Annotated in this window: 23 protein-coding genes; 13 read left to right on the top strand and 10 right to left on the bottom strand. The window is 61.9% G+C overall.

The window, feature by feature from the left end; genetic code table 11:
* Positions 1 to 2: 2 nt before the first annotated feature.
* The 6 genes from ACZ1G0_RS03010 to ACZ1G0_RS02985 all read right to left on the bottom strand — a co-directional run bounded on the left by ACZ1G0_RS03010 (position 3) and on the right by ACZ1G0_RS02985 (position 5,355).
* Positions 3 to 230: a hypothetical protein gene (locus ACZ1G0_RS03010; RefSeq protein WP_472735588.1), complete on the bottom strand. Its 228-nt coding sequence runs from the start codon at positions 228 to 230 to the stop codon at positions 3 to 5.
* A gap of 5 nt (positions 231 to 235) precedes the next feature.
* The gene (locus ACZ1G0_RS03005; protein ID WP_472735587.1) at positions 236 to 1,225 is read right to left on the bottom strand and encodes a branched-chain amino acid ABC transporter permease; all 990 of its coding nucleotides are present in this window, start codon (positions 1,223 to 1,225) and stop codon (positions 236 to 238) included.
* Positions 1,226 to 1,269: 44 nt separating this feature from the next.
* A complete protein-coding gene (locus ACZ1G0_RS03000) occupies positions 1,270 to 2,088 on the bottom strand; it encodes an ABC transporter ATP-binding protein (RefSeq protein ID WP_472735586.1) in 819 nt (272 codons plus the stop codon).
* Between the two features lie 58 nt (positions 2,089 to 2,146).
* Positions 2,147 to 4,099, bottom strand: a complete 1,953-nt coding sequence (locus ACZ1G0_RS02995) for an AMP-binding protein (RefSeq protein WP_472735585.1) — start codon at positions 4,097 to 4,099, stop codon at positions 2,147 to 2,149.
* 126 nt (positions 4,100 to 4,225) lie between these two features.
* Positions 4,226 to 4,450 (bottom strand): HupE/UreJ family protein, encoded by a 225-nt coding sequence (locus ACZ1G0_RS02990; RefSeq protein WP_472735584.1) that lies wholly within the window; start codon positions 4,448 to 4,450, stop codon positions 4,226 to 4,228.
* Positions 4,411 to 5,355, bottom strand: coding sequence for a HupE/UreJ family protein (locus ACZ1G0_RS02985; protein WP_472735583.1), 945 nt, complete (start codon positions 5,353 to 5,355; stop codon positions 4,411 to 4,413). Before ACZ1G0_RS02985 ends, ACZ1G0_RS02990 begins: the two co-directional genes overlap by 40 nt.
* On the opposite strand from ACZ1G0_RS02985, the gene ACZ1G0_RS02980 reads away from it, so the two are divergent.
* From ACZ1G0_RS02980 to ACZ1G0_RS02930, 11 genes are all read left to right on the top strand, one after another.
* Positions 5,354 to 6,151: a DUF4198 domain-containing protein gene (locus tag ACZ1G0_RS02980; RefSeq protein WP_472735582.1), complete on the top strand. Its 798-nt coding sequence runs from the start codon at positions 5,354 to 5,356 to the stop codon at positions 6,149 to 6,151. The genes ACZ1G0_RS02985 and ACZ1G0_RS02980 overlap by 2 nt on opposite strands.
* A gap of 150 nt (positions 6,152 to 6,301) precedes the next feature.
* On the top strand, positions 6,302 to 6,907 hold the full coding sequence (leuD, locus tag ACZ1G0_RS02975) for a 3-isopropylmalate dehydratase small subunit (RefSeq protein ID WP_472735581.1): 606 nt from the start codon (positions 6,302 to 6,304) through the stop codon (positions 6,905 to 6,907).
* Positions 6,908 to 7,212: 305 nt separating this feature from the next.
* On the top strand, positions 7,213 to 8,028 hold the full coding sequence (locus ACZ1G0_RS02970) for a hypothetical protein (protein ID WP_472735580.1): 816 nt from the start codon (positions 7,213 to 7,215) through the stop codon (positions 8,026 to 8,028).
* A 5-nt stretch (positions 8,029 to 8,033) separates the two neighbouring features.
* Positions 8,034 to 8,435, top strand: coding sequence for a hypothetical protein (locus ACZ1G0_RS02965; protein ID WP_472735579.1), 402 nt, complete (start codon positions 8,034 to 8,036; stop codon positions 8,433 to 8,435).
* Between the two features lie 20 nt (positions 8,436 to 8,455).
* Positions 8,456 to 9,046, top strand: coding sequence for a hypothetical protein (locus ACZ1G0_RS02960; RefSeq protein WP_472735578.1), 591 nt, complete (start codon positions 8,456 to 8,458; stop codon positions 9,044 to 9,046).
* Between the two features lie 11 nt (positions 9,047 to 9,057).
* Positions 9,058 to 10,164, top strand: coding sequence for a 3-isopropylmalate dehydrogenase (gene leuB / locus ACZ1G0_RS02955; protein ID WP_472735577.1), 1,107 nt, complete (start codon positions 9,058 to 9,060; stop codon positions 10,162 to 10,164).
* Entirely contained in the window at positions 10,161 to 10,619 is a 459-nt protein-coding gene (locus ACZ1G0_RS02950; RefSeq protein ID WP_472735576.1) for a GNAT family N-acetyltransferase, read from the top strand. Before leuB ends, ACZ1G0_RS02950 begins: the two co-directional genes overlap by 4 nt.
* A 98-nt stretch (positions 10,620 to 10,717) precedes the next feature.
* A complete protein-coding gene (locus tag ACZ1G0_RS02945; protein WP_472735575.1) occupies positions 10,718 to 11,077 on the top strand; it encodes a hypothetical protein in 360 nt (119 codons plus the stop codon).
* Between the two features lie 57 nt (positions 11,078 to 11,134).
* Positions 11,135 to 12,106, top strand: coding sequence for a DMT family transporter (locus ACZ1G0_RS02940; protein WP_472735574.1), 972 nt, complete (start codon positions 11,135 to 11,137; stop codon positions 12,104 to 12,106).
* Positions 12,099 to 12,839 carry a helix-turn-helix domain-containing protein gene (locus tag ACZ1G0_RS02935; protein WP_472735573.1) on the top strand — a complete coding sequence of 247 codons (741 nt, stop codon included), beginning with the start codon at positions 12,099 to 12,101 and terminating at the stop codon, positions 12,837 to 12,839. The genes ACZ1G0_RS02940 and ACZ1G0_RS02935 overlap by 8 nt, the downstream gene beginning before the upstream one ends.
* Positions 12,840 to 12,901: 62 nt before the next feature.
* Entirely contained in the window at positions 12,902 to 13,282 is a 381-nt protein-coding gene (locus ACZ1G0_RS02930; RefSeq protein ID WP_472735572.1) for a VOC family protein, read from the top strand.
* Here the strand turns inward: ACZ1G0_RS02930 and choV are convergent, their stop codons facing one another.
* From choV to ACZ1G0_RS02915, 3 genes are read right to left on the bottom strand one after another with little or no spacing between them, the layout of a single operon-like run.
* Entirely contained in the window at positions 13,283 to 14,302 is a 1,020-nt protein-coding gene (gene choV, locus ACZ1G0_RS02925) for a choline ABC transporter ATP-binding protein (RefSeq protein ID WP_472735571.1), read from the bottom strand.
* Positions 14,299 to 15,132 (bottom strand): choline ABC transporter permease subunit, encoded by an 834-nt coding sequence (choW, locus tag ACZ1G0_RS02920; RefSeq protein ID WP_472735570.1) that lies wholly within the window; start codon positions 15,130 to 15,132, stop codon positions 14,299 to 14,301. The genes choV and choW overlap by 4 nt, the downstream gene beginning before the upstream one ends.
* Positions 15,133 to 15,135: 3 nt before the next feature.
* The gene (locus ACZ1G0_RS02915) at positions 15,136 to 16,059 is read right to left on the bottom strand and encodes a choline ABC transporter substrate-binding protein (RefSeq protein ID WP_472735569.1); all 924 of its coding nucleotides are present in this window, start codon (positions 16,057 to 16,059) and stop codon (positions 15,136 to 15,138) included.
* 132 nt (positions 16,060 to 16,191) lie between these two features.
* On the opposite strand from ACZ1G0_RS02915, the gene ACZ1G0_RS02910 reads away from it, so the two are divergent.
* Together ACZ1G0_RS02910 and ACZ1G0_RS02905 are read left to right on the top strand one after the other, a co-directional pair.
* Positions 16,192 to 18,369: a thiamine pyrophosphate-dependent enzyme gene (locus ACZ1G0_RS02910; RefSeq protein ID WP_472735568.1), complete on the top strand. Its 2,178-nt coding sequence runs from the start codon at positions 16,192 to 16,194 to the stop codon at positions 18,367 to 18,369.
* A 123-nt stretch (positions 18,370 to 18,492) separates the two neighbouring features.
* Complete coding sequence (locus ACZ1G0_RS02905) at positions 18,493 to 20,811, top strand: methyl-accepting chemotaxis protein (RefSeq protein ID WP_472735567.1); 2,319 nt, start codon at positions 18,493 to 18,495, stop codon at positions 20,809 to 20,811.
* Between the two features lie 18 nt (positions 20,812 to 20,829).
* Here the strand turns inward: ACZ1G0_RS02905 and ACZ1G0_RS02900 are convergent, their stop codons facing one another.
* Positions 20,830 to 21,390 (bottom strand): DUF1285 domain-containing protein, encoded by a 561-nt coding sequence (locus ACZ1G0_RS02900; RefSeq protein ID WP_472735566.1) that lies wholly within the window; start codon positions 21,388 to 21,390, stop codon positions 20,830 to 20,832.
* Positions 21,391 to 21,397 lie beyond the last annotated feature (7 nt).

Genomic DNA, 21,397 nt, shown 5'->3' with positions numbered 1-21,397 from the left:
CCCTACCTTTTCATCTTGCGGGTCACGAAACCCATCATATGCGCACCCAGTCCAGCCCCCACGGGGGCCATGGCATAGGTCACGGCCACGAACCAAACAGGCGCGCCGCTTTGCACACCGGCAGCCGCCGAATTCATCGACAAAAGGTAGGTCGCCCCGAAAATCACCGCCGCGGCAAGGAACATGCGGTTCCCCCACTTGTGCCACGTGGTCGAAACTTTCTCAGCCATTAGCGTCATACCCTCTCAATGATCTTCTCGCCGAACAGGCCTTGGGGCCGGAACACAAGGAAGATCAGCGCCAAAACATAGGCAAACCAGTTCTCGGTCGCGCCGCCAAGGAAAGGCTGACCGATCAGGAATTCGAACAGCTTTTCACCGACCCCGATGATCAAACCGCCAATGATCGCCCCGGGGATCGAGGTGAAGCCCCCCAGCATCAGCACCGGCAGTGCCTTGAGCGCGATCAGCGACAGGGAAAACTGCACCCCGGATTTCGCGCCCCACATGATGCCCGCCACCAGCGCGACAAAGCCTGCGATGGACCAGACCAGCACCCAGATGAAATTCAGCGAGATGCCGACAGACAGGGCCGCTTGGTGATCATCCGCCACGGCCCGCAAGGCGCGGCCTTCCTTGGTGTACTGGCTGAAAATAACCAGCCCCGCCACCAGCAGCCCCGCAATGATGGTGGCCACAATGTCCAGATTGTCGATGAACAGACCATAGCCAAAGGCGTTGAAGGTCACGGCGTCAATCGTCTCGTTGATGCCCTGGGGCAGGCCCACGTCCAGCTTCTTGATCTCGGCCCCCCACATCAGATCCGCGACCCCCTCCAGGAAGTACGCCAGCCCGATGGTCGCCATGAACAGAATGATCGGTTCCTGATTCACCAGATGGCGCAGGACAAATCGGTTCACCGCCCAGGCAAAGCCGATCATCACGATCACCGTCAGGATGATCGCACCCAGGGCGGGCACGTTCCAACCAAAGTAGTGGATGTTGGTCCCGAATATCGCGTTGATCAGATGGGCAAAAGGCACCTGCCCGTTCTGGATGCCTACAAGGGTCATCGCCGCAAACAGCGCCATCACCCCCTGGGCATAGTTGAAAATCCCCGAGGCCTTGAAGATCAGCACGAACCCAAGGGCCACCAGCGCATACATCACCCCGGCCATCAGCCCGTTCAGGCTCACCTCAATAGCAAACAGCAGTTGATCAGGCATGGCGCCCTCCCTTCATTGGGTCCCAAATACCCCCGCGCGACATCTCAATCATGAGCCACCCCCAGATAGGCGTCGATCACCTGCTGATTGTTGCGCACTTCGTCGGGCGTGCCGTCCCCGATCTTCTTGCCGTAATCCATCACGACCACACGATCAGACAGGTCCATCACGACCCCCATGTCATGCTCGATCAGGGCAATCGTGGTGCCGAATTCGTCGTTCACATCCAGGATAAAACGGGACATGTCCTCTTTCTCCTCGACGTTCATCCCGGCCATGGGTTCGTCCAGCAGCAACAGCTTGGGTTCCGCGGCCAGCGCCCGGGCCAGCTCCACCCGTTTCTTCAGGCCATACGGCAGCCGCCCCACGGGGGTCTTGCGGATGTGTTGGATCTCTAGAAAGTCGATCACCCGTTCCACACGTTCGCGGTTCTCGACCTCCTCGCGCTGCGCCTTGCCCCACCACAGGGCCTGTTGCAGCATGTTGGACTTCATGTAATTCAGCCGCCCCGTCATCACGTTGTCCAGCACGCTCATGCCTTCAAACAGGGCGATGTTCTGGAAGGTCCGGGCAATCCCCTGCTGGGCCACCTGATAGGGCCGCATGGGCGCGCGCTTGGACCCGTTGAACCACACCTCGCCCTCCTGCGGATTATAAAACCCGCTGATCACATTCAGCATGGAGGACTTGCCCGCGCCATTGGGCCCAATGATCGCGCGGATCTCGCCCTGCCGGATATCGAACGAGATATCCTTGATCGCCACCACCCCGCCAAACCGCAGCGTGATGTTTTTCATCTCCATCATGACCGCCCCAATGGTGCGCCCATCCGCGGTGACATAGCTGTCCACGGTGTCTTTCATATGCAGTCCCCCTTACGGGATGGTGGGAGGGGCGATTGCCGGAGGCGAGCGTCTCCCATCATTCCGCCGCCATCCGTTTCGCATCTACGACCTTGGCATCGCGCAGCTCCAGCGTGGCGGTGATCTTGCCCTTGCGCCCGTCTTCATAGGTCACTTCGGTCTCGGTATAGATCTCCGACTTGCCATCATAGAGCGCGTCAATCAGGTCCGCGTATTTCGCTTCGATGGTCCGCCGTTTCACCTTCTGCGTGCGGGTCATTTCATCGTCATCTGCGTCCAGCTGCTTGTGCAGCACCAAGAACCGAGAGATCTGACAGCCCGACAGCATCGCATCCTGTGCCACGCTTTCGTTGACCGCCTCCACATGGCTCTGGATCGTATCCAGCACCCGGGGATGCCCCGCCAATTCCTGATAGGACGCATAGGCGATGTTGTTGCGTTCCGCCCAGTTGCCCACCGCCGTCAGGTCGATGTTGATGAACGCCACGCACATCTCGCGCCCGTTGCCGAACACCACGGTCTCGTAGATCTCGGGAAAGAACTTCAACTTGTTCTCGACGTACTTGGGCGCAAACATCGCGCCGCTCGCCATTTTGCCCACGTCCTTGGCGCGGTCGATGATCCGCAGGTGCCCGGTGTCTTCCTCGATGAACCCGGCGTCCCCCGTGGCGACCCAGCCCTCCGCATCCTTGGTGGACGCGGTGCTTTCGGCGTTCTGGTAGTACTCCACGAAGACACCCGGGGACCGGTAGTAGACCTCCCCGTTGTCCGCGATCCGCAATTCCACCCCCGGGGTGGGCGTGCCCACGGTGTCGGACCGCACCTCGTTATCGCGCTGCTGGGTGATGAAAACGCTGGCTTCGGTCTGCCCATACAGCTGTTTCAGGTTGATCCCCATGGACCGGTAGAAATCAAAGATCTCGGGGCCGATCGCCTCCCCGGCTGTATAGCCCACGCGCACGCGGCTGAAGCCCAGCGTGTTCTTCAACGGCCCAAACACCAGCAATTCACCCAGCCCGTATTTCAGGCGGTCCATGAACCCAACCGTTTCCCCGTCCAGCAGCTTCGGCCCCACGGTTTTCGCGTGGGCCATGAAGGTGTCGAACAGCCATTTCTTCATCCGGCTGGCGTCTTCCATGCGGATCATGACGTTGGTCAGCTGGCTTTCGAACACCCGCGGCGGGGCGAAATAGTATGTCGGCCCAATCTCGCGCAGGTCGGTCATCATCGTGTCCGCACTTTCGGGGCAATTGACGCAGAACCCCGTGACCATGGCCTGGCCGATGGAAAAGATGAAATCCCCCACCCATGCCATCGGCAGATACGCCAGCACATCGTCGGTCTGGCGCAGCCCGTCGAATTCGGAACTGGCAAGGCTCGTCTTGATGATGTTGTCGTGGGACAGGACCACGCCCTTGGGCTTGCCGGTCGTCCCCGAGGTATAGAGCATCACGCAGGTGGTCTGGCCGTTCTGCACCGCCAGCCGCCGGTCCAACTCCGCCCGGTCCGAGGTCCGCGCCATCAGGTCCGACAGGGACGACATGGCGCTGTGGTCGTATTTCCGCAATCCGCGCGGCTCGTGGTACAGGATGTGGCGCAGACCCTCGATACGGTCCTGCACCTCGATCACCTTGTCCACCTGTTCCTGATCCCCCGCGATCACGAACTTGGCGTGGCAATGACCCAGCACATAGGCAATCTCTTCGCCCACGGCATCTTGGTACAGGGGCACAGGAATGCCCCCCGCCGATTGCACGGCCACCATGGACATATACAGGGCGGGCCGGTTGCGCCCGATGACGGCGACGTGTTCGCCCACTGCCAAGCCCAGATCAATCAGGCCCATGGCCATCTGGTCAATTTCGGCCTTGGCCCGGGTCCACGACCATTCCTGCCAGATCCCGAACTCTTTTTCCCGGTAGGCCGCAGCGCGCGGATAATCCTGCGCGTTGCGGTTCAGGTACTGTGGAACAGTCGTCAGGGCGCGCGATTGCGCGGTGTCGTTGGCCATTTATCCTCCCTGGCCGGTTGCCCGGCCTTCCAGCGGTGCCCTCTGACGGGGCTACTCGCTGGGCTATGAAGGAAGATAAATTTTCCTAGGTCAAGCGTTGACGACAGATTCTTTCGTGGAAAACAATCAGCCCAGGAACACCCGTTCGAACGCCCACCACGCCCCCACGGCCGCAATCGCCAGAGAGGCCGGGATGGCGATGATCCGGCGGTACCAGGGCTTGCGCCCGAACCAGATCCCAACCGCAAGGAAGGCCACCGCAATCACCGCCAGCTGGCCCAGCTCTACCCCGATGTTGAAGGCGACCAGTTTCAGGACAAGGTTGCCCGCCACATCCAGATCCCCGAACACGCTGGCAAAGCCCAGCCCGTGCAGCAGGCCAAAGGCGAACACCACGCCGATGCGCCCCCACCCGATGGGGTCACGCCCCCGCGCAGGATGTTTTCCACGGCCACGATCACGATGGACAGGGCGATCAAAGGCTCCACCACCGATCCGGGCACATTCACCAGACCCAGCACCGCCATGGCCAAAGTGACCGTGTGCGCCAGCGTAAAGGTCGTCACCTGCCACAGCAGGGGCCGCCACGCGAGGCTGAAGAAGAACAGGCCCAGCACGAACAGAATGTGGTCCAGACCCATGGGGATGATGTGCAGGATGCCCTGCCAGACATATTCGCTGAACACGTCCCCCGCCGATTGTACGGCCACACCGATGCGCGGCATAGGGTCGGTTTCGCCGCCGCCCGAGATCAGCACCTCGTAGGTGGCCCCCTCGTCCACCTGCCGCACGGCCACTTGGCCAAGGGCCGCGTTCCAGCCCAGCACTACATCGCCCGTGGCCGGCAGGGCCGCGCGCAGGGTCAGGACCGAATCCCGGGGCAGATCCACATCCCCCACGGCCGGAATCGCCACATCCACGACCTGCGTGTCCAAGCGCACCCCATCGACCCACAGGCCCATCTGCGGGGCCAGCGTCGGCCAAAGGGTGTCGAATTCCGCGCGCAGGGCGGCAGGGTCCATGGCGCGCAGGGTGTCGTTCAGACCCGACAGGGGGCTGTCATCGGTATCGGCAAATTGTGTCTTGTCGATGCCCGCAAGGATCGGTTCCAAGGTGGTGCGCAGGGTGACCTCGACCGTGTCGGCCCCCACGGTCACATCCGCGACCGATGGCCTGATTTCGTGGGCCACACCGGGGGCGATTGACATCCACCCCGCGAACACCACTGTGAAAGCCAGTATAAGGAACCGGGCCATGTCATCTCTCCGTTACAGTATCGCGTGTCTTCTTTGCCTGATTGGCGCAGGGGTGCAAGCCCATGAGTTCTGGGTGGAGCCGTTGGACTACACCATCGTACCCGGGGCCCCCGCCCAAGCCACGCTGCACGTAGGGCAAGAGTTCAAGGCGCCCACCATGATCTATATCCCCAGTCGGACAGAACGGTTCGAGGTGATCCAGGACACCGCCCAGCCCGTGACCCCGCGCATGGGCGACAACCCGGCGCTGAATTGGCCGGACACGGCGGACGGCCTGCTGGTGGTGGTCCATGAAACCACCGACAGCACCCTGACCTATACCGAAATGGCCAAGTTTCAGAAATTCGTGGATCACAAGGCCATGGCGGGCGTGCTGAAGGCCCACGCGGCCCGCGGCCTGCCCAAGGCGGGGTTCAAGGAACAATACCGCCGCTTTGCCAAATCCCTGATCGCCGTGGGGGACGGGGCCGGGGCCGATGCGCCCACGGGCCTGCGCACGGAAATCGTGGCGCTGGACAACCCCTACACCGACCCCGGCCCGATCCGCGTGCAAGTCCTGCTGGACGGTGCCCCCCGCCCCGGCGCGCAGGTCGAGCTGTTCGAGAAGGCCGCGAGCGGCTCCGTCGCCATCACGCTGCACAGGGCGGACGCGGACGGCATCGCCATCCTGCCCGTCCGCCCCGGCCACAGCTATCTGGCCGACAGTGTCGCCATGCTGCCGCTGGAGCCGACGCAGGCGAACGGCGGCGCGGTCTGGTATTCGCTTTGGGCCGCGTTGACCTTCGCGGTGGAATAACCCTGTACGCCCGGCCATCGCCCGGAATTTATCGGGGGGCGTTTCGGGGGTGTTTTCGGGGTGGGTTTCGGGGGTGCGGGTTTTGCCCGGTTGCAGGGGTCTTGTGCGCCCGGCGCGGGGGCGGTACATCCCACCCAAAGGAGACCCGATATGGACAAGTTCGAAACGCTGACGGGTGTGGCCGCCCCCCTGCCCCTGATCAACATCGACACCGATATGATCATCCCCAAGCAATTCCTGAAAACGATCAAACGCTCGGGCCTGGGTGTGAACCTGTTCGACGAAATGCGCTATGACGACAATGGCAACGAAATCCCGGATTTCGTGCTGAACCAGCCCGCCTATCGCAATGCGCAGATCATGGTCGCGGGCGACAACTTCGGCTGCGGATCGTCCCGCGAACACGCCCCTTGGGCCCTGCTGGACTTTGGCATCCGCGCCGTGATCGCGCCCAGCTTTGCCGATATCTTCTACAACAATTGCTTTAAGAACGGCATCCTACCCGTTGTTTTGCCACAAGAAGCTGTGGATGCCGTCATGGACGACGCCCAGAATGGCGAGAACGCGCGGATCACCGTGGACCTTGTGAACCAAGTGGTCGTGACCACGGACGGCACCCAATACGCCTTCGAGGTGGACAGCCACAAGAAACACTGCCTGCTGGAAGGTCTGGACGATATCGGCCTGACCATGGAAAAGGCCGCCGCCATCGACACCTTCGAGGCGCAAGCGGCACAGGCCCGCCCTTGGGTCTAATCTGCAAAGTGTGACCTGAAAGACTCAGGTACGGAAACTACATCTAGCCCCGCGCCCTTGGTCCGGGGCTATTTCTTTGGGCAAACCCCAGAAATTGCGCCCTTGATCCATGCCGTGAGGCCAGAAACTTTTATCAAGCCGCGTCAGATGCTTGCGAAATGAAGCTAATCAAGGCAAAGTGATCGAAAGAATGAGGCAGTCCGTCCCCACGGGGACAGATCAAGTTGGAACAAAGGCTCGGCATTAGATCGGACCGTCCAAGTTGAGGTAAACAGAGCGTGATAACGCAACTCACAGGTGCAGTGATGCGCGCCGGTCTTGTGGCATTGTTGATTGCCACACCGTCGCTTCTCCTGCCTGGCGTCGCCCCGGAGGTGACGCAAGTGGTGGCCCTGCTGGGGCTATTTGCCGCCGCATTTATCTTTATCGAATACGCCAGCACCTACCCCGGCTTGATCGAATTCCGCGACGCACCGCCGTTCAACCGTGTGCGGTTCTTGATGATTTTCATCACGGTGTTCCTGATGGCTGTCGTCATGCGCGGGTCCTATCAGCCCACGATGTTGACAGAGTTCGTGTCCGCCGTTGGCATGTTGCTGGGCCTGTCGGTGGATTTCGTCGGCTCTCCGGTGCGGGTGATCATGGCAAGCCTGCCCGAGGGCACGACCGCCGACCAGGCCGCCACCGTGCGCACGATGGCCGGGCTGGCCTATCTGGTGGCGCTGGTTTCGCTGACGGTCTTTGCCATCCTGATCCGCCTGAAATCCTGGCCGTCCCCCACGGGATCGTTCAATGTCTGGGTCAATCTGCCCACGTTCGAGCCCACCGCCGGGGCCGATATCGTCAAACGCCTGAACCGGGATGCGCGGATAAACGTACTTCTGGGCCTGATCTTGCCCTACATTACCCCTATCCTCGCGGGTCTGATCTCGCGACATTACAACGTGTCGTTGTTCGCTGACGACCAAACCGTGATCTGGACGATGACACTATGGGCCTTTTTGCCAGCCTCCCTGTTCATGCGCGGCATCGCCATGCGGCGGCTGTCGGACATGATCGCAGCCAAGCGGCGGCGTCTGGTGGCCGAGCTGGAACCCGAAGAGGCTATGCAGCTGGCCTGATCCTGTTGCTGCTGGCCGGACCTGTCGCCGCCGACCCCTTGCGCATTGCCTTCTATGACACCGACCTGTCCGCCAATGGCCCGGGACTGATGCTGCGGGATCTGACGTCGCGCCCCACGGACAAGGCGCTCGCCACTGCCGCCGTGATTGCCGCGACGCGGGCGGATGTGATCGTGCTGTCCAGTGTGGATTGGGATCTTGGGTTGGCAGGGTTGGCGGCCCTGCGCGACCGGGTGGCCGATGCGGGGCTGGATTACGCCCACATCGCCGCGCTGGAACCGTTCACCGGTGCTGCCTCTGGCCTCGACCTGAACGGGAACAATCGCTTGGGGGAGCCTGAGGACGCCCTCGCCTTTGGCTTTTTTCGCGGGGACGGGGGCTTGCGATCCTGTCGCGCCTGCCCCTGACGGTGACGGATGTGGGGGCGATGCCCTGGGCGGACGTGCCGGGCAGCGCCGCCCCGGACCTGTTGCCGCCCGAGGCGCTGCCCGTGGTGCCCATCGCCACCAAGGGCATCTGGGCGGTGTCCGTGGCCGGTGTTACCCTGATCGCCTTTGCCGCCTCGACCCCCGCGCTGGACGGGCCCGAGGATTTCAATGGCCTGCGCAACCGGGACCAGTTGCGCCACATCGCTGGCCTGCTTGGGGATTGGCCGAACCCCGTTCTGGTGGGCCGCGCCAATCAAGACCCCGCGCGGGGCGAAGGGGTACGCGCGGCCCTGACCGACCTGATCCGCCACCCAGCCTTGCACCCCCTGACGCCCCGTGGGGACAGGGGCACCGCCACCGCCGACTGGGCCAGCACCGGCCCCATGCGGGTGGACTATGTTCTGCCTTGGGCGGATGCGCAGGTCAGGGGCACGGGCATCCTGTGGCCTGAGGTCGGACCGCTGGCCGACACCCTTGCCACTGCGGGATCTGGTCGGCCGGTCTGGGTGGACCTTGAGCACGACCTTGACCACGACCTTGACCCTGCGCCCCCCAAGAGTAACCCGCCCGGGACCCTTTCAAGCGCTTAACGGAGGCCCCTATGGCGAACCCTTCCCTTCTGATCCTGCCCGGCGACGGCATCGGCCCCGAAGTCATGGCGCAAGTGCGCCGTGTGATCGACTGGTTCGGCACCAACAGAGGCCTGACCTTCGACGTGTCCGAGGACCTGGTCGGCGGGGCCGCCTATGACGCCCACGGGGTGCCGTTGCACGACGACACCATGGCCAAGGCGCAAGAGGTGGACGCCGTTCTGCTGGGGGCCGTTGGCGGGCCGAAGTATGACAATCTGGATTTCAGCGTGAAACCCGAGCGTGGGTTGCTGCGCCTGCGCAAGGAAATGGACCTGTACGCCAACCTGCGCCCGGCCCAGTGCTTTGACGCGCTGGCCGATTTTTCGTCCCTGAAAAAGGACGTGGTCGCGGGCCTCGACATCATGATCGTGCGCGAGCTGACCAGCGGTGTGTACTTCGGCGAACCCCGTGGCATCCACAAAGAGGGGAACGAGCGTGTGGGCATCAACACCCAACGCTATACCGAGTCCGAGATCGCCCGCGCCGCCCGCTCCGCGTTCGAGTTGGCCAAGCGCCGGAACAACAAGGTCTGCTCCATGGAGAAGGCCAACGTGATGGAGTCCGGTATTTTGTGGCGCGACGTGGTGAACGAGATCCACGCCGCCGAATACCCCGAGGTGGAGCTGTCGCATATGTACGCCGACAACGGTGCCATGCAGTTGGTCCGCGCGCCCAAGCAGTTCGACGTCATCCTGACCGACAACCTGTTCGGCGACATCCTGTCTGACTGTGCCGCGATGCTGACCGGGTCGCTGGGCATGCTGCCCTCTGCGTCGCTGGGTCAGCCCATGGCGAATGGCCGTCCCAAGGCGATGTACGAGCCGGTGCACGGCTCTGCCCCCGATATCACGGGTCAGGGCAAGGCCAACCCCATCGCCTGTATCCTGTCGTTTGCCATGGCACTGCGCTATTCCTTCGACGCAGGCGCCGAGGCGGACCTGCTGGAAGCGGCCATTGAAGGCGTGCTGGCAGACGGCGTGCGCACGGCAGATCTGTTGGCGGACGAGGGCACCGTACCTGTCTCCACCAGTGGCATGGGCGACGCGATCCTGGCCAAGCTTGACGCGGCTGCATGATCACGGTGCGACCGTTTGAACAAGGTGACGAGGCGGCGTTCAGCCGCCTCTATCACGACTGCCTGACCCATTACGGCGAACCCTCTGCCGATCCGGCCTTGTTGAGGGATATCTTGCTAGAACTCGCAGCCCCGCGGGGCACGTTTGCAGATATCGCCTTGGCGGGCGATCGGGCCGTGGGGTTCACCTGCTGGATGCGCGTCGTCCCCGCAGGCAACAGCTTTGCCCTGTACATGAAAGAGCTTTACGTGGACGCTTCTGCCCGGGGCACCGGTGCCGGGCGCGCGTTGATGCAAACCCTTGCCAGACGTGCCTTGGATCAAGGCGCACATTCCGTGCGGTGGGAAAGTGGCGAAGCCGGCGCGCTAGCGTTCTATGACCGTTTGGGGATGACCTCAAATGGCAAAACCTCTTTCACCGCAAACGCGCGCGCCCTGATCCAACTGGCACGCTGATCCGTCAAGGGCGGGAAAACCTGACTGGCCAAAGGGGGGCTCACTTCATATTTGAACAATGTTCACTTAATGAGCAATGTTCAATTCTGGAGTATACGATGCAACGCCTGGCTCTACTTTCCCTTGCTGTGGGCACCGCCCTTACCCTTGCTGCCTGCGACGTGGCCTATCCCGTGGCGGTCATTGGCCAAGACGGTCAGGTCTTTCGCGGAGCGGCCACCAACACCGTTCTGCAAGGCGGCATGTTCAGCGCCACAAACGGGGCCATCACCTGTACAGGACAGTTCAATCAGCATTCCGACATCAAGGATGTCAGCTTTCCTGTAACCTGTTCCAACGGGATGCGCGGGATCGGACGCGCAACGTTCGAGACGTCCACCCGGGGGGCCGGCGAGGTCACGATGCGCGATGGCAGCCGTTGGACCTTTTTGTTCGGGCAACAGGCTGCCATGCTCTGACCATTGGCCCGCGCGTGTGAATTTGTTAGCACGCGCGGGACCAGATCAGGAAAGACCATGACCCAATCCACACGTGCGATCCTTTTTGCCCTTTTGGCCTTTGCCCTGTTCTCGGGCCACGATGTGCTGGTGAAGCTGTTGGGCGGGACCTATGCGCCGTTCCAGATCGTATTCTTCAGTGTCCTGCTGGGGTTCCCCTTGATCACGATCCGACTGTTGCGGGATACGACCCAAGGCACGCTGATCCCCAACCACCCTTGGTGGACGGTGGCGCGGACGGTCGCAGCGGTCGCCACTGGGGTCAGCGCGTTTTACGCCTTTACGGTGCTGCCCCTGACACAGGTCTATGCCATCATCTTTGCCTCGCCCTTGTTGATCACGCTGATGGCAATCCCGATCCTGGGCGAAAAGGTGGGCCTGCGCCGAGGTCTGGCGGTGGTGGTCGGGCTGATCGGCGTGATGGTGGTGCTGAACCCCGGCACGACCGAGCTGACCTTGGGACACGGCGCCGCACTGGTCTGCGCGGTGGCAGGGGCCTTTGCATCCATCGTGGTCCGCAAGATCGGGCAAGAGGAACGGTCGGTCGTGCTGGTCCTGTACCCTATGGTCGCCAACTTTATCGTCATGGGGGCGCTGCTGCCCTTTGTCTATGTGCCCATGCCCGCCCAAGACCTTGGCATCCTGTTCATCATCGCGCTGCTGGCGCTCTTGGCCTCTATCTGCCTGATCCGCGCCTATACAGACGGGGACGCGGCGGTCATTGCGCCCATGCAGTACAGCCAGATCATCTGGGCCACGCTTTACGGCACCCTGTTCTTTGGCGAAACGCCAGACCTGAACACCGGGCTGGGTACGGCCATCATCATCGCCAGCGGCCTGTACATCGTCCTGCGCGAAAGCAAGAGCGGGACATCGGCAAACACCCCGGTCCTGCGGACACGATCGCGCATTGCGACACCGTCAGCCCCACGGCTGGCCCCGTTCCTACCCAAGGGGAAGCGGCGCGGAAAAAGCCCCGACGATGTATGACCCCAAGGGCAACAGCCGCGCCAAGCGCGCCGAAGGGGTCCAGTTCACCGAAGCCGCGCCGCCAGATCACCTGCGCGGGATCGTGCACCGCTATCTGACCCTGCGCACGGCGCAGGTGCTGGACGACGACTACAGGTTTCACGCCCTGCCCGACGCCTGCACCTACATGATCTTTGATCAGACCGATCCGGCCATCGCCGGGGTGACCAAACTGCAAGCCTCGGCGGAGGAGTTGAACCTTGGCCGCAGTTTTCATTTCGTGAACATCCGGTTCCTGCCCGGGGTCTGGCAGGCCAGCAAAGCCGCCGTGGACTATGCCGCCGTGGATCAGCCCTACACCGGGCCCCTACCCCTGCTGACCACCAGCAGCGCCCTGCGCGGCCTCCCGTTCGCGGCCCAGCAAGACGTGCTGACCGGTTTGGTCGAGGACCTGTTGGCGCAAGGGCTGTTGGCCCCCAACCCCGTCACCGAACGGATCTTTGCCCGGATCGACGACATCGCAAGCGTTGCGGACATGGCGGATGTGGCTGCCCTGTCACCGCGCCATTTGCAGCGGGTGCTGAAACGCACCACGGGCCTCGCCCCCCATGACTTTCTGAAGGTGCTGCGCCTGCAACAGGCCCTGCGCGGAGAGCCGTCGCTGTCCTACGCGGATCAGTCCCATTTTATCCATTCGTTTCGCGCGGCCACAGGCTACACCCCCGGCAAATTCGCCCGCACGTTTGATGTCTGATATCTACAATACGAAGGGCGCACGTCGGACTACACAGGGTCATCACCAAAAAGGAATGACCCATGACACAGATGAACGCCGTAGGCTGGTTTGACATTTACGTAGACGATCTGGACCGCGCGACCGCCTTTTACGAGGCCGTGCTGGGGGTCAAGTTGGACCCGATGCCCGACCCCTCGGGCCAGACACAGATGAACAGCTTTCCCGCCGACATGGCCGCCTATGGCGCGGGCGGAGCGTTGACGCAATCCCCCCACGTGCGCCCCGGGCCGGGGGGAACGGTGGTCTATTTCGGGGTCGAGGACTGCGCCGTGAACGCAGGCCGGGTGGCAAAGGCCGGAGGCACTGTGGTCCAACCCAAATTCTCGATCGGGGAGTTCGGGTGGATCACCATGATCCAAGACACCGAAGGCAACATCTTTGGACTGAATTCCATGCAGTGATCATGCCTTGGGGCGCATCAGCCGCCCCAAGACACTGGCCTTGGTGATCTGGCCCAGCACTCGGGTGTCGCTGGCGACGGTCACCGGGGCGTCACTGTCTTGGACCAGAGGCATCACCTCTGCCAAGGGGGCGTTGGGGGTAACGGTTACATCACCGCCCGCCCCGGGCTCCATCACGTCTTGGGCACACAGGACGCCCAGCGGGTTCATCTCGGCCACGAAGTCGGCCACGTAATCGGATGCAGGGGCAGAGTAGATGTCGCGCGGGGTGCCGCACTGCACGATACGCCCGCCTTCCATGATCGCGATGCGGTTGCCCAGTTTGAACGCCTCGTCCAGATCGTGGCTGACAAAGATGATGGTGCGTTTCAGGCGCGCTTGCAGGTCCAGAAGTTCGTCCTGAAGGCGGGTGCGGATCAGGGGGTCAAGGGCCGAGAACGGCTCGTCCATCAAAAGGATCGGCGCATCCGTGGCAAAGGCGCGGGCAAGGCCCACGCGCTGTTGCATCCCGCCCGACAGCTCTGCCACCTTGCGGTCGGCCCAATCGGACAGGCCCACCAAGTCCAACTGCTCGGCCACTTTGGTGCGGCGTTCCGGTTTGGACATGCCGCCCAGTTCCAACCCCAGACCCACATTCTCGGCCACAGTGCGCCAAGGCAGAAGGCCGAATTGCTGGAACACCATGGCGATGTTGTAGGTCCGAAGAGAGCGCAGTTGCGTCTTGGACGCCCCTGTAACCGAAACCATGTTGGACCCGTCATGCACCCGCACTTCGCCCCGCGCGACGGGGTTCAACCCGTTCACAGCCCGCAGCAAGGTGGACTTACCCGAGCCTGACAACCCCATCAGGACGAGGATCTCACCCTCCTCCACACTCAGGGAGCAATCGTGCACGCCGAGGATTTGCCCCGTCGCCTCCTGGATCTCGCCGCGCTCTTGCCCCTGATCCATCAGGGGCAGGGCCGCCTCAGGACGGTCGCCAAAGACAATGCAGACCTTGTCGAATTCAACCGCGCTCATGACCGGTCCACCCGCAAGGCACGGTCCAGCATGATCGCCACGACCACAATCACGAACCCGGACTCGAAGCCAAGGGACGTGTTGACTTGGTTCAGCGCACGCACCACCGGCACGCCCAGCCCATCTGCCCCCACAAGGGCGGCGATGACGACCATGGACAGGGACAACATGATGGTCTGGTTCAGCCCCGCCATGATCTGGGGAAAGGCGTAAGGCAGCTCGACTTTCCACAGGACTTGGCGCGGGGTGCCGCCAAAGGCCTGCGCCGCCTCCAGCAGGGGTTTGGGGGTCGATGTCACCCCAAGGTGCGTCAAACGGATCGGCGCGGGCAGGACGAAGATCACGGTCGCAATTAGGCCCGGCACCATGCCGATGCCAAAGAACACGATGGCCGGGATCAGGTACACAAAGGTCGGCAGGGTCTGCATCAGGTCCAGTACGGGCCGCATCACACGGTACAGGCGAGGACGGTGGGCGGCGGCGATCCCAATGGGCACGCCGACCCCCATGCACACCACGCAGGCCGACAGGACGAGGGTCAGGCTTTCGGTCGTTTCCTCCCAATAGCCTTGATTGAGGATGAACAGAAATCCAAGGGCAATCAGCGCGCAGGTCTTCCACGACCGTTGCAGCAGCCATGTCAGACCGACGAAGACCGCGATAATGATGAAAGGGTGCGGGGTTTGCAGGACCCACAGGACCGCGTCGATCAACGCCTCCATCCCGTCGGACAGGCCGTCGAAAAACCACGCGCCGTTGTCCTGCAACCAATCGAACCCGCGGGCAGCTGTTTTGCCCACGGGGATTTTGGTGTCAGTCAGCCAGTCCACCGATTACAGGCCAAGCGCGCCTTTGACAGCCATCATCGCGTCGCCACCGTTCTGGGTGGTTACACCGTCCAGCCAAGTGTCCAGCACACCGGGGTTGGCGGTCAACCAAGCGGTCGCAGCCTCGGCGGGGTCGGTGCCATCGTTCAGGATCGCGCCCATGATCTCGTTTTCCATGGCAAGGCTGAATTCGAGGTTGTTCAGCAGGGCACCCACGTTCGGGCACTCCGCGACATAGCCTGCGCGGGTGTTGGTGAACACGGTGGCACCCCCAAGGTTCGGGCCGAACCAATCATCGCCGCCTTCCAGGTAGGACATGTCAAAGTTCGCGTTCATGGGGTGCGGTTCCCAGCCCAGGAACACGACAGGCTCCCCCCGGCGGTCGGCACGGGCGACCTGCGCCAGCATCCCCTGTTCGGAGGATTCGACAACCTCGAACCCGCTCAGGCCAAAGGCATCGTCTGCGATCATGTCCATGATCAGGCGGTTGCCATCATTGCCAGCCTCGATGCCGTAAATCTTGCCCTCCAGCGCGTCGGCCTGTGCCGCGATGTCCGCAAAGGTGGCGATCCCCAGATCGGCGGCGGCCTTGTTCACGGCCAGGGTGTACTTGGCCCCCTCAAGGTTGGCGCGCACGGTGTCAACAGTGCCCGCCTCGCGGTAGGGGGCGATATCGCCTTCCATCGTGGGCATCCAGTTGCCCAGGAACACGTCAATGTCGCCCGCGGCCATGGAAGTATACGTCACAGGGACGGACAGCACCTTGATGTCGGTCTCGTAGCCCAAGGCCTGCAACACGGTGGTCGTGGCGGCGGTGGTGGCGGTGATATCCGTCCAGCCCACGTCCGAGAATGTCACGGTGCCACAATCGGCAAACGCAGAGGTGGCCGCAAGGGTAAGGGCGGCAGCGGAAACGGTCGTTCTGAGCATCGGGTCTCTCCTGTTGATCTGGGGCGCAGGGTAAGGGTTGCGGTCGGAATGTAAACAGGGGGCGGGGACGCTTTGCAAAGCGGCACAAACCCCGCAATAGTGGCGCGACCCACCCGACCCGGAGCTTGCCCCATGGATCGCGCCGACATCGTTCACCAATCCTTCCTGCGCCGTCTGGCCGAAGGGGACCTGCCCGACACCCGGGGCGACATCGCCCCCGACACCCTGCGCACCCTGTTCCGCGCCCAATGCCTGTCGCGCCAATTGGACCGCACCAGCCGCATGATGCAGCGCGAGGGGCAGGGGTTTTACACCATCGGCTCTTCGGGGCACGAGGGGATGGCAGCCGTGGCCCACGCCCTACGCCCCACGGACATGGCCTTTCTGCACTACCGCGATTGCGCCTTTCAGATTGCCCGCGCCCTGCAAGTGCCGGGGCAAAACCCCGCCCGCGATATCCTTTTGTCTTTTGCCGCCTCGATGGAGGATCCGATTTCGGGCGGCCGGCACAAGGTGCTGGGGTCCAAGACCCTGAACATCCCGCCCCAGACCAGCACCATCGCCAGCCATCTGCCCAAGGCCATGGGGGTCGCCTATTCCATTGGCACCGCGCGCAAGCATCCGCCGCAGCACCAAGCACTGGCGGAAAACGGGATCGTCATGGCGTCCTTCGGGGATGCCTCGGCCAACCACTCCACCGCCCTTGGAGCAATCAATGCGGCGTGCTGGGCGTCGTTTCAAAACGCCCCCATGCCCCTGCTGCTGGTGTGCGAGGATAACGGGATCGGCATCTCGACCCCCACGCCCGAGGGCTGGATTGCCGCGAATTTCGCCCATCGCCCGGGATTGCGCTATTTCGCCTGCGACGGCCTGAACCTGGCGGACACGCTGGCCACGGCGCAGGCGGCGGCGGACTACACCCGCACGCGCCGCAAGCCCGCCTTTCTGCACATCCGGACCGTGCGCCTGTACGGTCACGCCGGGTCGGACATCGAGGCGACCTACCGCGACAAGGCCGCCATCGCGGCGGACGAGGCGAACGACCCCCTGATCCACAGCGCGGCCCTGCTGGGTGCGCAGGAAGCGCTTGCGATCTACGAGGCGGCCGGCGCGGAATGTGCGGACCTTCTGCCGGATATCCTGTCCCGGCCTCGCCTTGGCAGCGCGTCACAGGTCATGGCCAGCCTGATCCCCCCTGCCCGCACCAACCCTCCGACCAGCGGGCCAAGCGCAGACGCTCGGGCACAGCTCTTTGGCCCCGACCTGACCGCCATGGACGATCCCCAACCCATGAGCCGTCACATCGCTTGGGCGCTGGCGGACCTGATGCTGACCCACCCCGAGGTGATCGTGGCGGGCGAAGACGTGGGCAAAAAGGGCGGCGTCTACGGGGCCACCCGCGGGTTACAGGCCCGGTTCGGCGCGGGTCGCGTGATCGACACACTGTTGGACGAACAATCGATCCTGGGCCTTGCACTGGGCATGGCGCACAACGGCTTTGTCCCAATCCCCGAAATCCAGTTCCTCGCCTATCTGCACAACGCCGAGGATCAGGTGCGCGGAGAGGCCGCGACCCTGCCATTCTTTTCCAACGGCCAGTTCACCAACCCCATGGTCCTGCGCATCGCAGGGCTTGGCTATCAAAAGGGGTTTGGCGGGCACTTCCACAACGACAACTCCCTCGCCGTTTTGCGCGACATTCCGGGGCTGATCATCGCCTGCCCCTCCACCGGCGAGGATGCCGCCATGATGCTGCGGGAGGCGGTCCGGTTGGCGCGCGAGGAACAGCGTATCGTCGCCTTTGTCGAACCGATTGCGCTTTATCCCATGCGTGATCTGCACCCGGACGACAAGGCGTGGCTGACCCCCTACCCTGCCCCGGACCGGACCATCCCCTTGGGTGAAATCGGCGTGAAGGGTGACGGCACAGACCTTGCGATTGTCACCTATGGCAACGGGCACCACCTGTCGCGTCAGGCGCAGGGGCGCTTGGCCAAGGCGGGCATCAACGCCCGCGTGATCGACATGCGGTGGCTGGCCCCTGTGCCCGAAACCGCGCTGCTTGAGGCAACCAAGGACTGCAACGCTGTCTTGATCGTCGACGAATGTCGCCGCACGGGCAGCCAATCCGAAGGGGTCATGACACTGTTTGCCGAGGCCGGATATTGGCCACTCGCCCGCGTTACGGCCTGCGACAGCTTTATCGCCACAGGCCCGGCCTATGCCGCGACCTTGCCCAGCGTCGACAGCATCGTGGAGGCGGCACACAGCCTGTGCAAACAAGCGGCCTCGATAACGACGAAAGTGTGAGCGGCACGCGGTGCCGCCGTGGTCGTTCTATTCGATAAAATGGAAGATAGATCGGCTGCGTAGTTCACCGATTAGAAAGGAATGTGCGGCATAAACCGACCCTCAAGTGCGAGGGAGATTGCAATGTCGATCGTGACACGTGTCTACGTGGGAATGTGTATTTTGGTGGTCCTGATCGGGGCAGTTGGTGGACTTGCTGCATTCAAGACAGCCGGGCTTTCCGAAACCTTCATCGAATATCGCGCAACCGCGCGCACCAGCCTTGTCGGTGCGGAATTGATCGAAGACCTGTTTGAGGCGCGCATCGCGTCGCTGCGGTTCCAAGAGACCGGGGATCGTGCCTATTTGGACGAGGTTCACGACAACCTGAACGACATAAAAAATATACCAGCCGATCAGGCTGCGATCCTTGAGCAAAGCGACCTCGCAGTCTCCCTTGAAGATATCCTAGGCCCCATTGCAGAGTTTGACGCGGCACAATCACAGATTGCGGAGCTTTCATCGCAACAAAGTGCCCTCGTGACGGACGCACTCTCTTCAAGCCAGTCGGTCCGCCTTAAAATGGTAGATATGGTCGATCGATCCTACGCAGTAAGAGATTTTGACACCGCGACAGCGCTCGGCCGCGCTGCAGTGGATCTGCTACTCGCGCGCGTTCATTTCGAGCGTTTCGTGAACAGCGGCGCACAAAATGAATTGGAACAAACGATTACCAATAGCGACGCGGCGCTAATGCGTGTGCAAGATGCCCGCGACGCCGATACGAGCAGTGCGCAAGCGCGTGACCTGCTACAGGTCATTTCGCAGATCGAAGAGTTTAACGCAGATGTCTTGGCCACCGGTGCAGTAATCGAAAAAGTATCGGCACAGACCGAAGTGCTCCAGTCTATTGCGCCGTCTCTGATCGCAAAGATTGACGCCGGAATTGACGAAGTCGTGGAGCGGCAGAACACCCTTGGTCCAGCCGGTGCTGCGTTGGCCCAGCAAACGATCTGGATTGTCCTCGGCCTCGCGACACTTGGTGGGGTCCTCGGTGTGAGCATCGCAGCACTGATCGGGCGCAAAGTTGCACGCAGCCTGCGCGACATGACCGACACCATGACTGTCGTTGCAGAAGGCAATCTTGATGTTGAACTGCACCCCAGCACACAATCCGACGAATTGGCGCGAATGAATAACGCGATGGTCGTGTTTATTGATAACGCGCGCAAGACACGAGATCTCATGACCGCCCTCGACGATGCAGAGGCGCGCGAAGCAGAGCGCAAAGCCGCAGAACAAGACCGCGAGGCACGCCGCGCTGCTGAGGCAAAAGCGGAAGAACAGCGCCTACAGGCCGCAAACGCGGAGCAGACACGCCTTAAAGCGTTCCAACGTTTCCAAATCGAGATGGAACATGTGCTCAACCAAGCTGCGAACGGCGATTTCAGCAATCGTTTACAGCTGGACACTGAAGATGGGCTTGCTGATCTGGCCCGCGCGATCAACAGCCTACTTGATACGACTCATGACAATATCGTTGACATTGTGTCCAGCGTCGGTGCGCTCGCGCAAGGTAAACTGAGTGCACGCATGACGGGCAATCGCCAAGGGGTGTTCCTGAAGATGCAGGAGGACTTCAATGCGTCACTCGAAACTTTGAACCAAACGATGCAAAGCGTAATGGCGAGTAGCCAGAGCGTGTCATCAACTTCTTCCGAGCTGACCACCGCGGCCCATGGAATGGCGAAACGTGCAGAAAATGCAGCAGCCGCAATCGAAGAAACTTCGGCCGCTGTCGAGGAAGTGACAGCAACAATTCGCCAAGTCGTGTCCAACGCAAAAACCGCCAATGACGCCACCCAGCGGGTCAAGGAAAGCGCGGAGCGCACACGCGAAGTGGCGAACGAAACAGAAAAATCAATCAACGAGGTAACCGCAGCCTCTAAGAAGATTGATGATGTGATGAAGGTGATCGAAGGCATTGCGTTCCAGATCAACCTCTTGGCCCTGAACGCAGGCGTCGAAGCTGCCCGGGCCGGAGAAGCCGGACGCGGTTTTTCCGTCGTGGCATCCGAAGTGCGCGCATTGGCACAGCGATCCCAAGATGCCGTTCAGGAAATCAACCAAGTGATCACACAAAACTCCAAATCGGTTGAGGCAGGCGTTGCTCAGGTAGAATTGTCGCGTGCAGCCATCGACAGCATCACGTCCGAGGTCGACGCCGTGGCAAATCAGATCGCTGAAATTGCGTCGGCCGTCGAACAGCAATCCCAAGGCGTCGAAGAAGTGAACGCCGCCATTCGGTCCTTGGATGCTTCCGCTCAGACAAACGCCGCAACACTGGAGGAGATGACGGCGTCCAGCGTCACCATGTCCGACGAGGCGCGCAATCTGGAGGGTGCTTTGACATTGTTCGAAGTCACTCAAACGTCCCACAACGGATCAGAACAGGCCGCCTAGAGACCCGCTCAAACAGTTTCACATTTGATCGGATGGGATGAATGGGAAAAACGTGCCCCGTGACCAAACGCCAAAGCTTCCATTGTGGTGAACGCCGATTTCGACCAGGCGATAGAAGGACTTGCGATCAATGAGTGCCTCTAATCCAGCCCGCACATGAACATAAGGCGCGGGCTCGCCATCAGTGGCAATCTCAACGCGTATTGGACAGTCATCAGAAGCAACAACCTCGTCCCCGACGTTGGTTGTAAAGACAATGGCGTCGGAAGACGTATCAAAGTCCACGGCAACGAAGGGCGCATCATCTACGACGATGCCCACCTTTTCCACCGGGGTGACCAGAAAGAACTGACCGTCCTCTTGTTTTAGGATCGTCGAAAACAAACGGACCAAAGGAGCGCGCCCAATTGGTGTTCCTTCATAGAACCAAGTGCCGTCCCGCGCGATGCGCATATCTATGTCCCCGCAAAACGGCGGGTTCCACAAATGCACCGGCGGCAAAGACCCTGTTTTAGCGGCGGCTTTAGCGCTGGCCGCCAATGCCCCAACATCCGGGGTCACATTGTTTTGTCCGCTCATGTTTTTG

The organism is Thalassobacter sp. HA4-2 (assembly GCF_055693705.1).
This window is presented reverse-complemented; position numbering and strand designations above follow the sequence as displayed.

Bases quoted from the DNA above. Each gene is read 5' to 3' on its own strand.
- ACZ1G0_RS03000 (WP_472735586.1), bottom strand. From the start codon at position 2,088: ATGAAAGACACCGTGGACAGCTATGTCACCGCGGATGGGCGCACCATT.
- ACZ1G0_RS02930 (WP_472735572.1), top strand. From the start codon at position 12,902: ATGACACAGATGAACGCCGTAGGCTGGTTTGACATTTACGTAGACGAT.
- ACZ1G0_RS02910 (WP_472735568.1), top strand. From the start codon at position 16,192: ATGGATCGCGCCGACATCGTTCACCAATCCTTCCTGCGCCGTCTGGCC.
- leuD (WP_472735581.1), top strand. From the start codon at position 6,302: ATGGACAAGTTCGAAACGCTGACGGGTGTGGCCGCCCCCCTGCCCCTG.
- ACZ1G0_RS02945 (WP_472735575.1), top strand. From the start codon at position 10,718: ATGCAACGCCTGGCTCTACTTTCCCTTGCTGTGGGCACCGCCCTTACC.
- ACZ1G0_RS03005 (WP_472735587.1), bottom strand. From the start codon at position 1,225: ATGCCTGATCAACTGCTGTTTGCTATTGAGGTGAGCCTGAACGGGCTG.
- ACZ1G0_RS02970 (WP_472735580.1), top strand. From the start codon at position 7,213: ATGCGCGCCGGTCTTGTGGCATTGTTGATTGCCACACCGTCGCTTCTC.
- leuB (WP_472735577.1), top strand. From the start codon at position 9,058: ATGGCGAACCCTTCCCTTCTGATCCTGCCCGGCGACGGCATCGGCCCC.
- ACZ1G0_RS02900 (WP_472735566.1), bottom strand. From the start codon at position 21,390: ATGAGCGGACAAAACAATGTGACCCCGGATGTTGGGGCATTGGCGGCC.
- ACZ1G0_RS02935 (WP_472735573.1), top strand. From the start codon at position 12,099: ATGTATGACCCCAAGGGCAACAGCCGCGCCAAGCGCGCCGAAGGGGTC.
- ACZ1G0_RS02960 (WP_472735578.1), top strand. From the start codon at position 8,456: ATGCCCTGGGCGGACGTGCCGGGCAGCGCCGCCCCGGACCTGTTGCCG.
- ACZ1G0_RS02950 (WP_472735576.1), top strand. From the start codon at position 10,161: ATGATCACGGTGCGACCGTTTGAACAAGGTGACGAGGCGGCGTTCAGC.
- ACZ1G0_RS02905 (WP_472735567.1), top strand. From the start codon at position 18,493: ATGTCGATCGTGACACGTGTCTACGTGGGAATGTGTATTTTGGTGGTC.
- ACZ1G0_RS02940 (WP_472735574.1), top strand. From the start codon at position 11,135: ATGACCCAATCCACACGTGCGATCCTTTTTGCCCTTTTGGCCTTTGCC.
- ACZ1G0_RS02980 (WP_472735582.1), top strand. From the start codon at position 5,354: ATGTCATCTCTCCGTTACAGTATCGCGTGTCTTCTTTGCCTGATTGGC.
- ACZ1G0_RS02985 (WP_472735583.1), bottom strand. From the start codon at position 5,355: ATGGCCCGGTTCCTTATACTGGCTTTCACAGTGGTGTTCGCGGGGTGG.
- ACZ1G0_RS02915 (WP_472735569.1), bottom strand. From the start codon at position 16,059: ATGCTCAGAACGACCGTTTCCGCTGCCGCCCTTACCCTTGCGGCCACC.
- choV (WP_472735571.1), bottom strand. From the start codon at position 14,302: ATGAGCGCGGTTGAATTCGACAAGGTCTGCATTGTCTTTGGCGACCGT.
- ACZ1G0_RS02995 (WP_472735585.1), bottom strand. From the start codon at position 4,099: ATGGCCAACGACACCGCGCAATCGCGCGCCCTGACGACTGTTCCACAG.
- ACZ1G0_RS03010 (WP_472735588.1), bottom strand. From the start codon at position 230: ATGGCTGAGAAAGTTTCGACCACGTGGCACAAGTGGGGGAACCGCATG.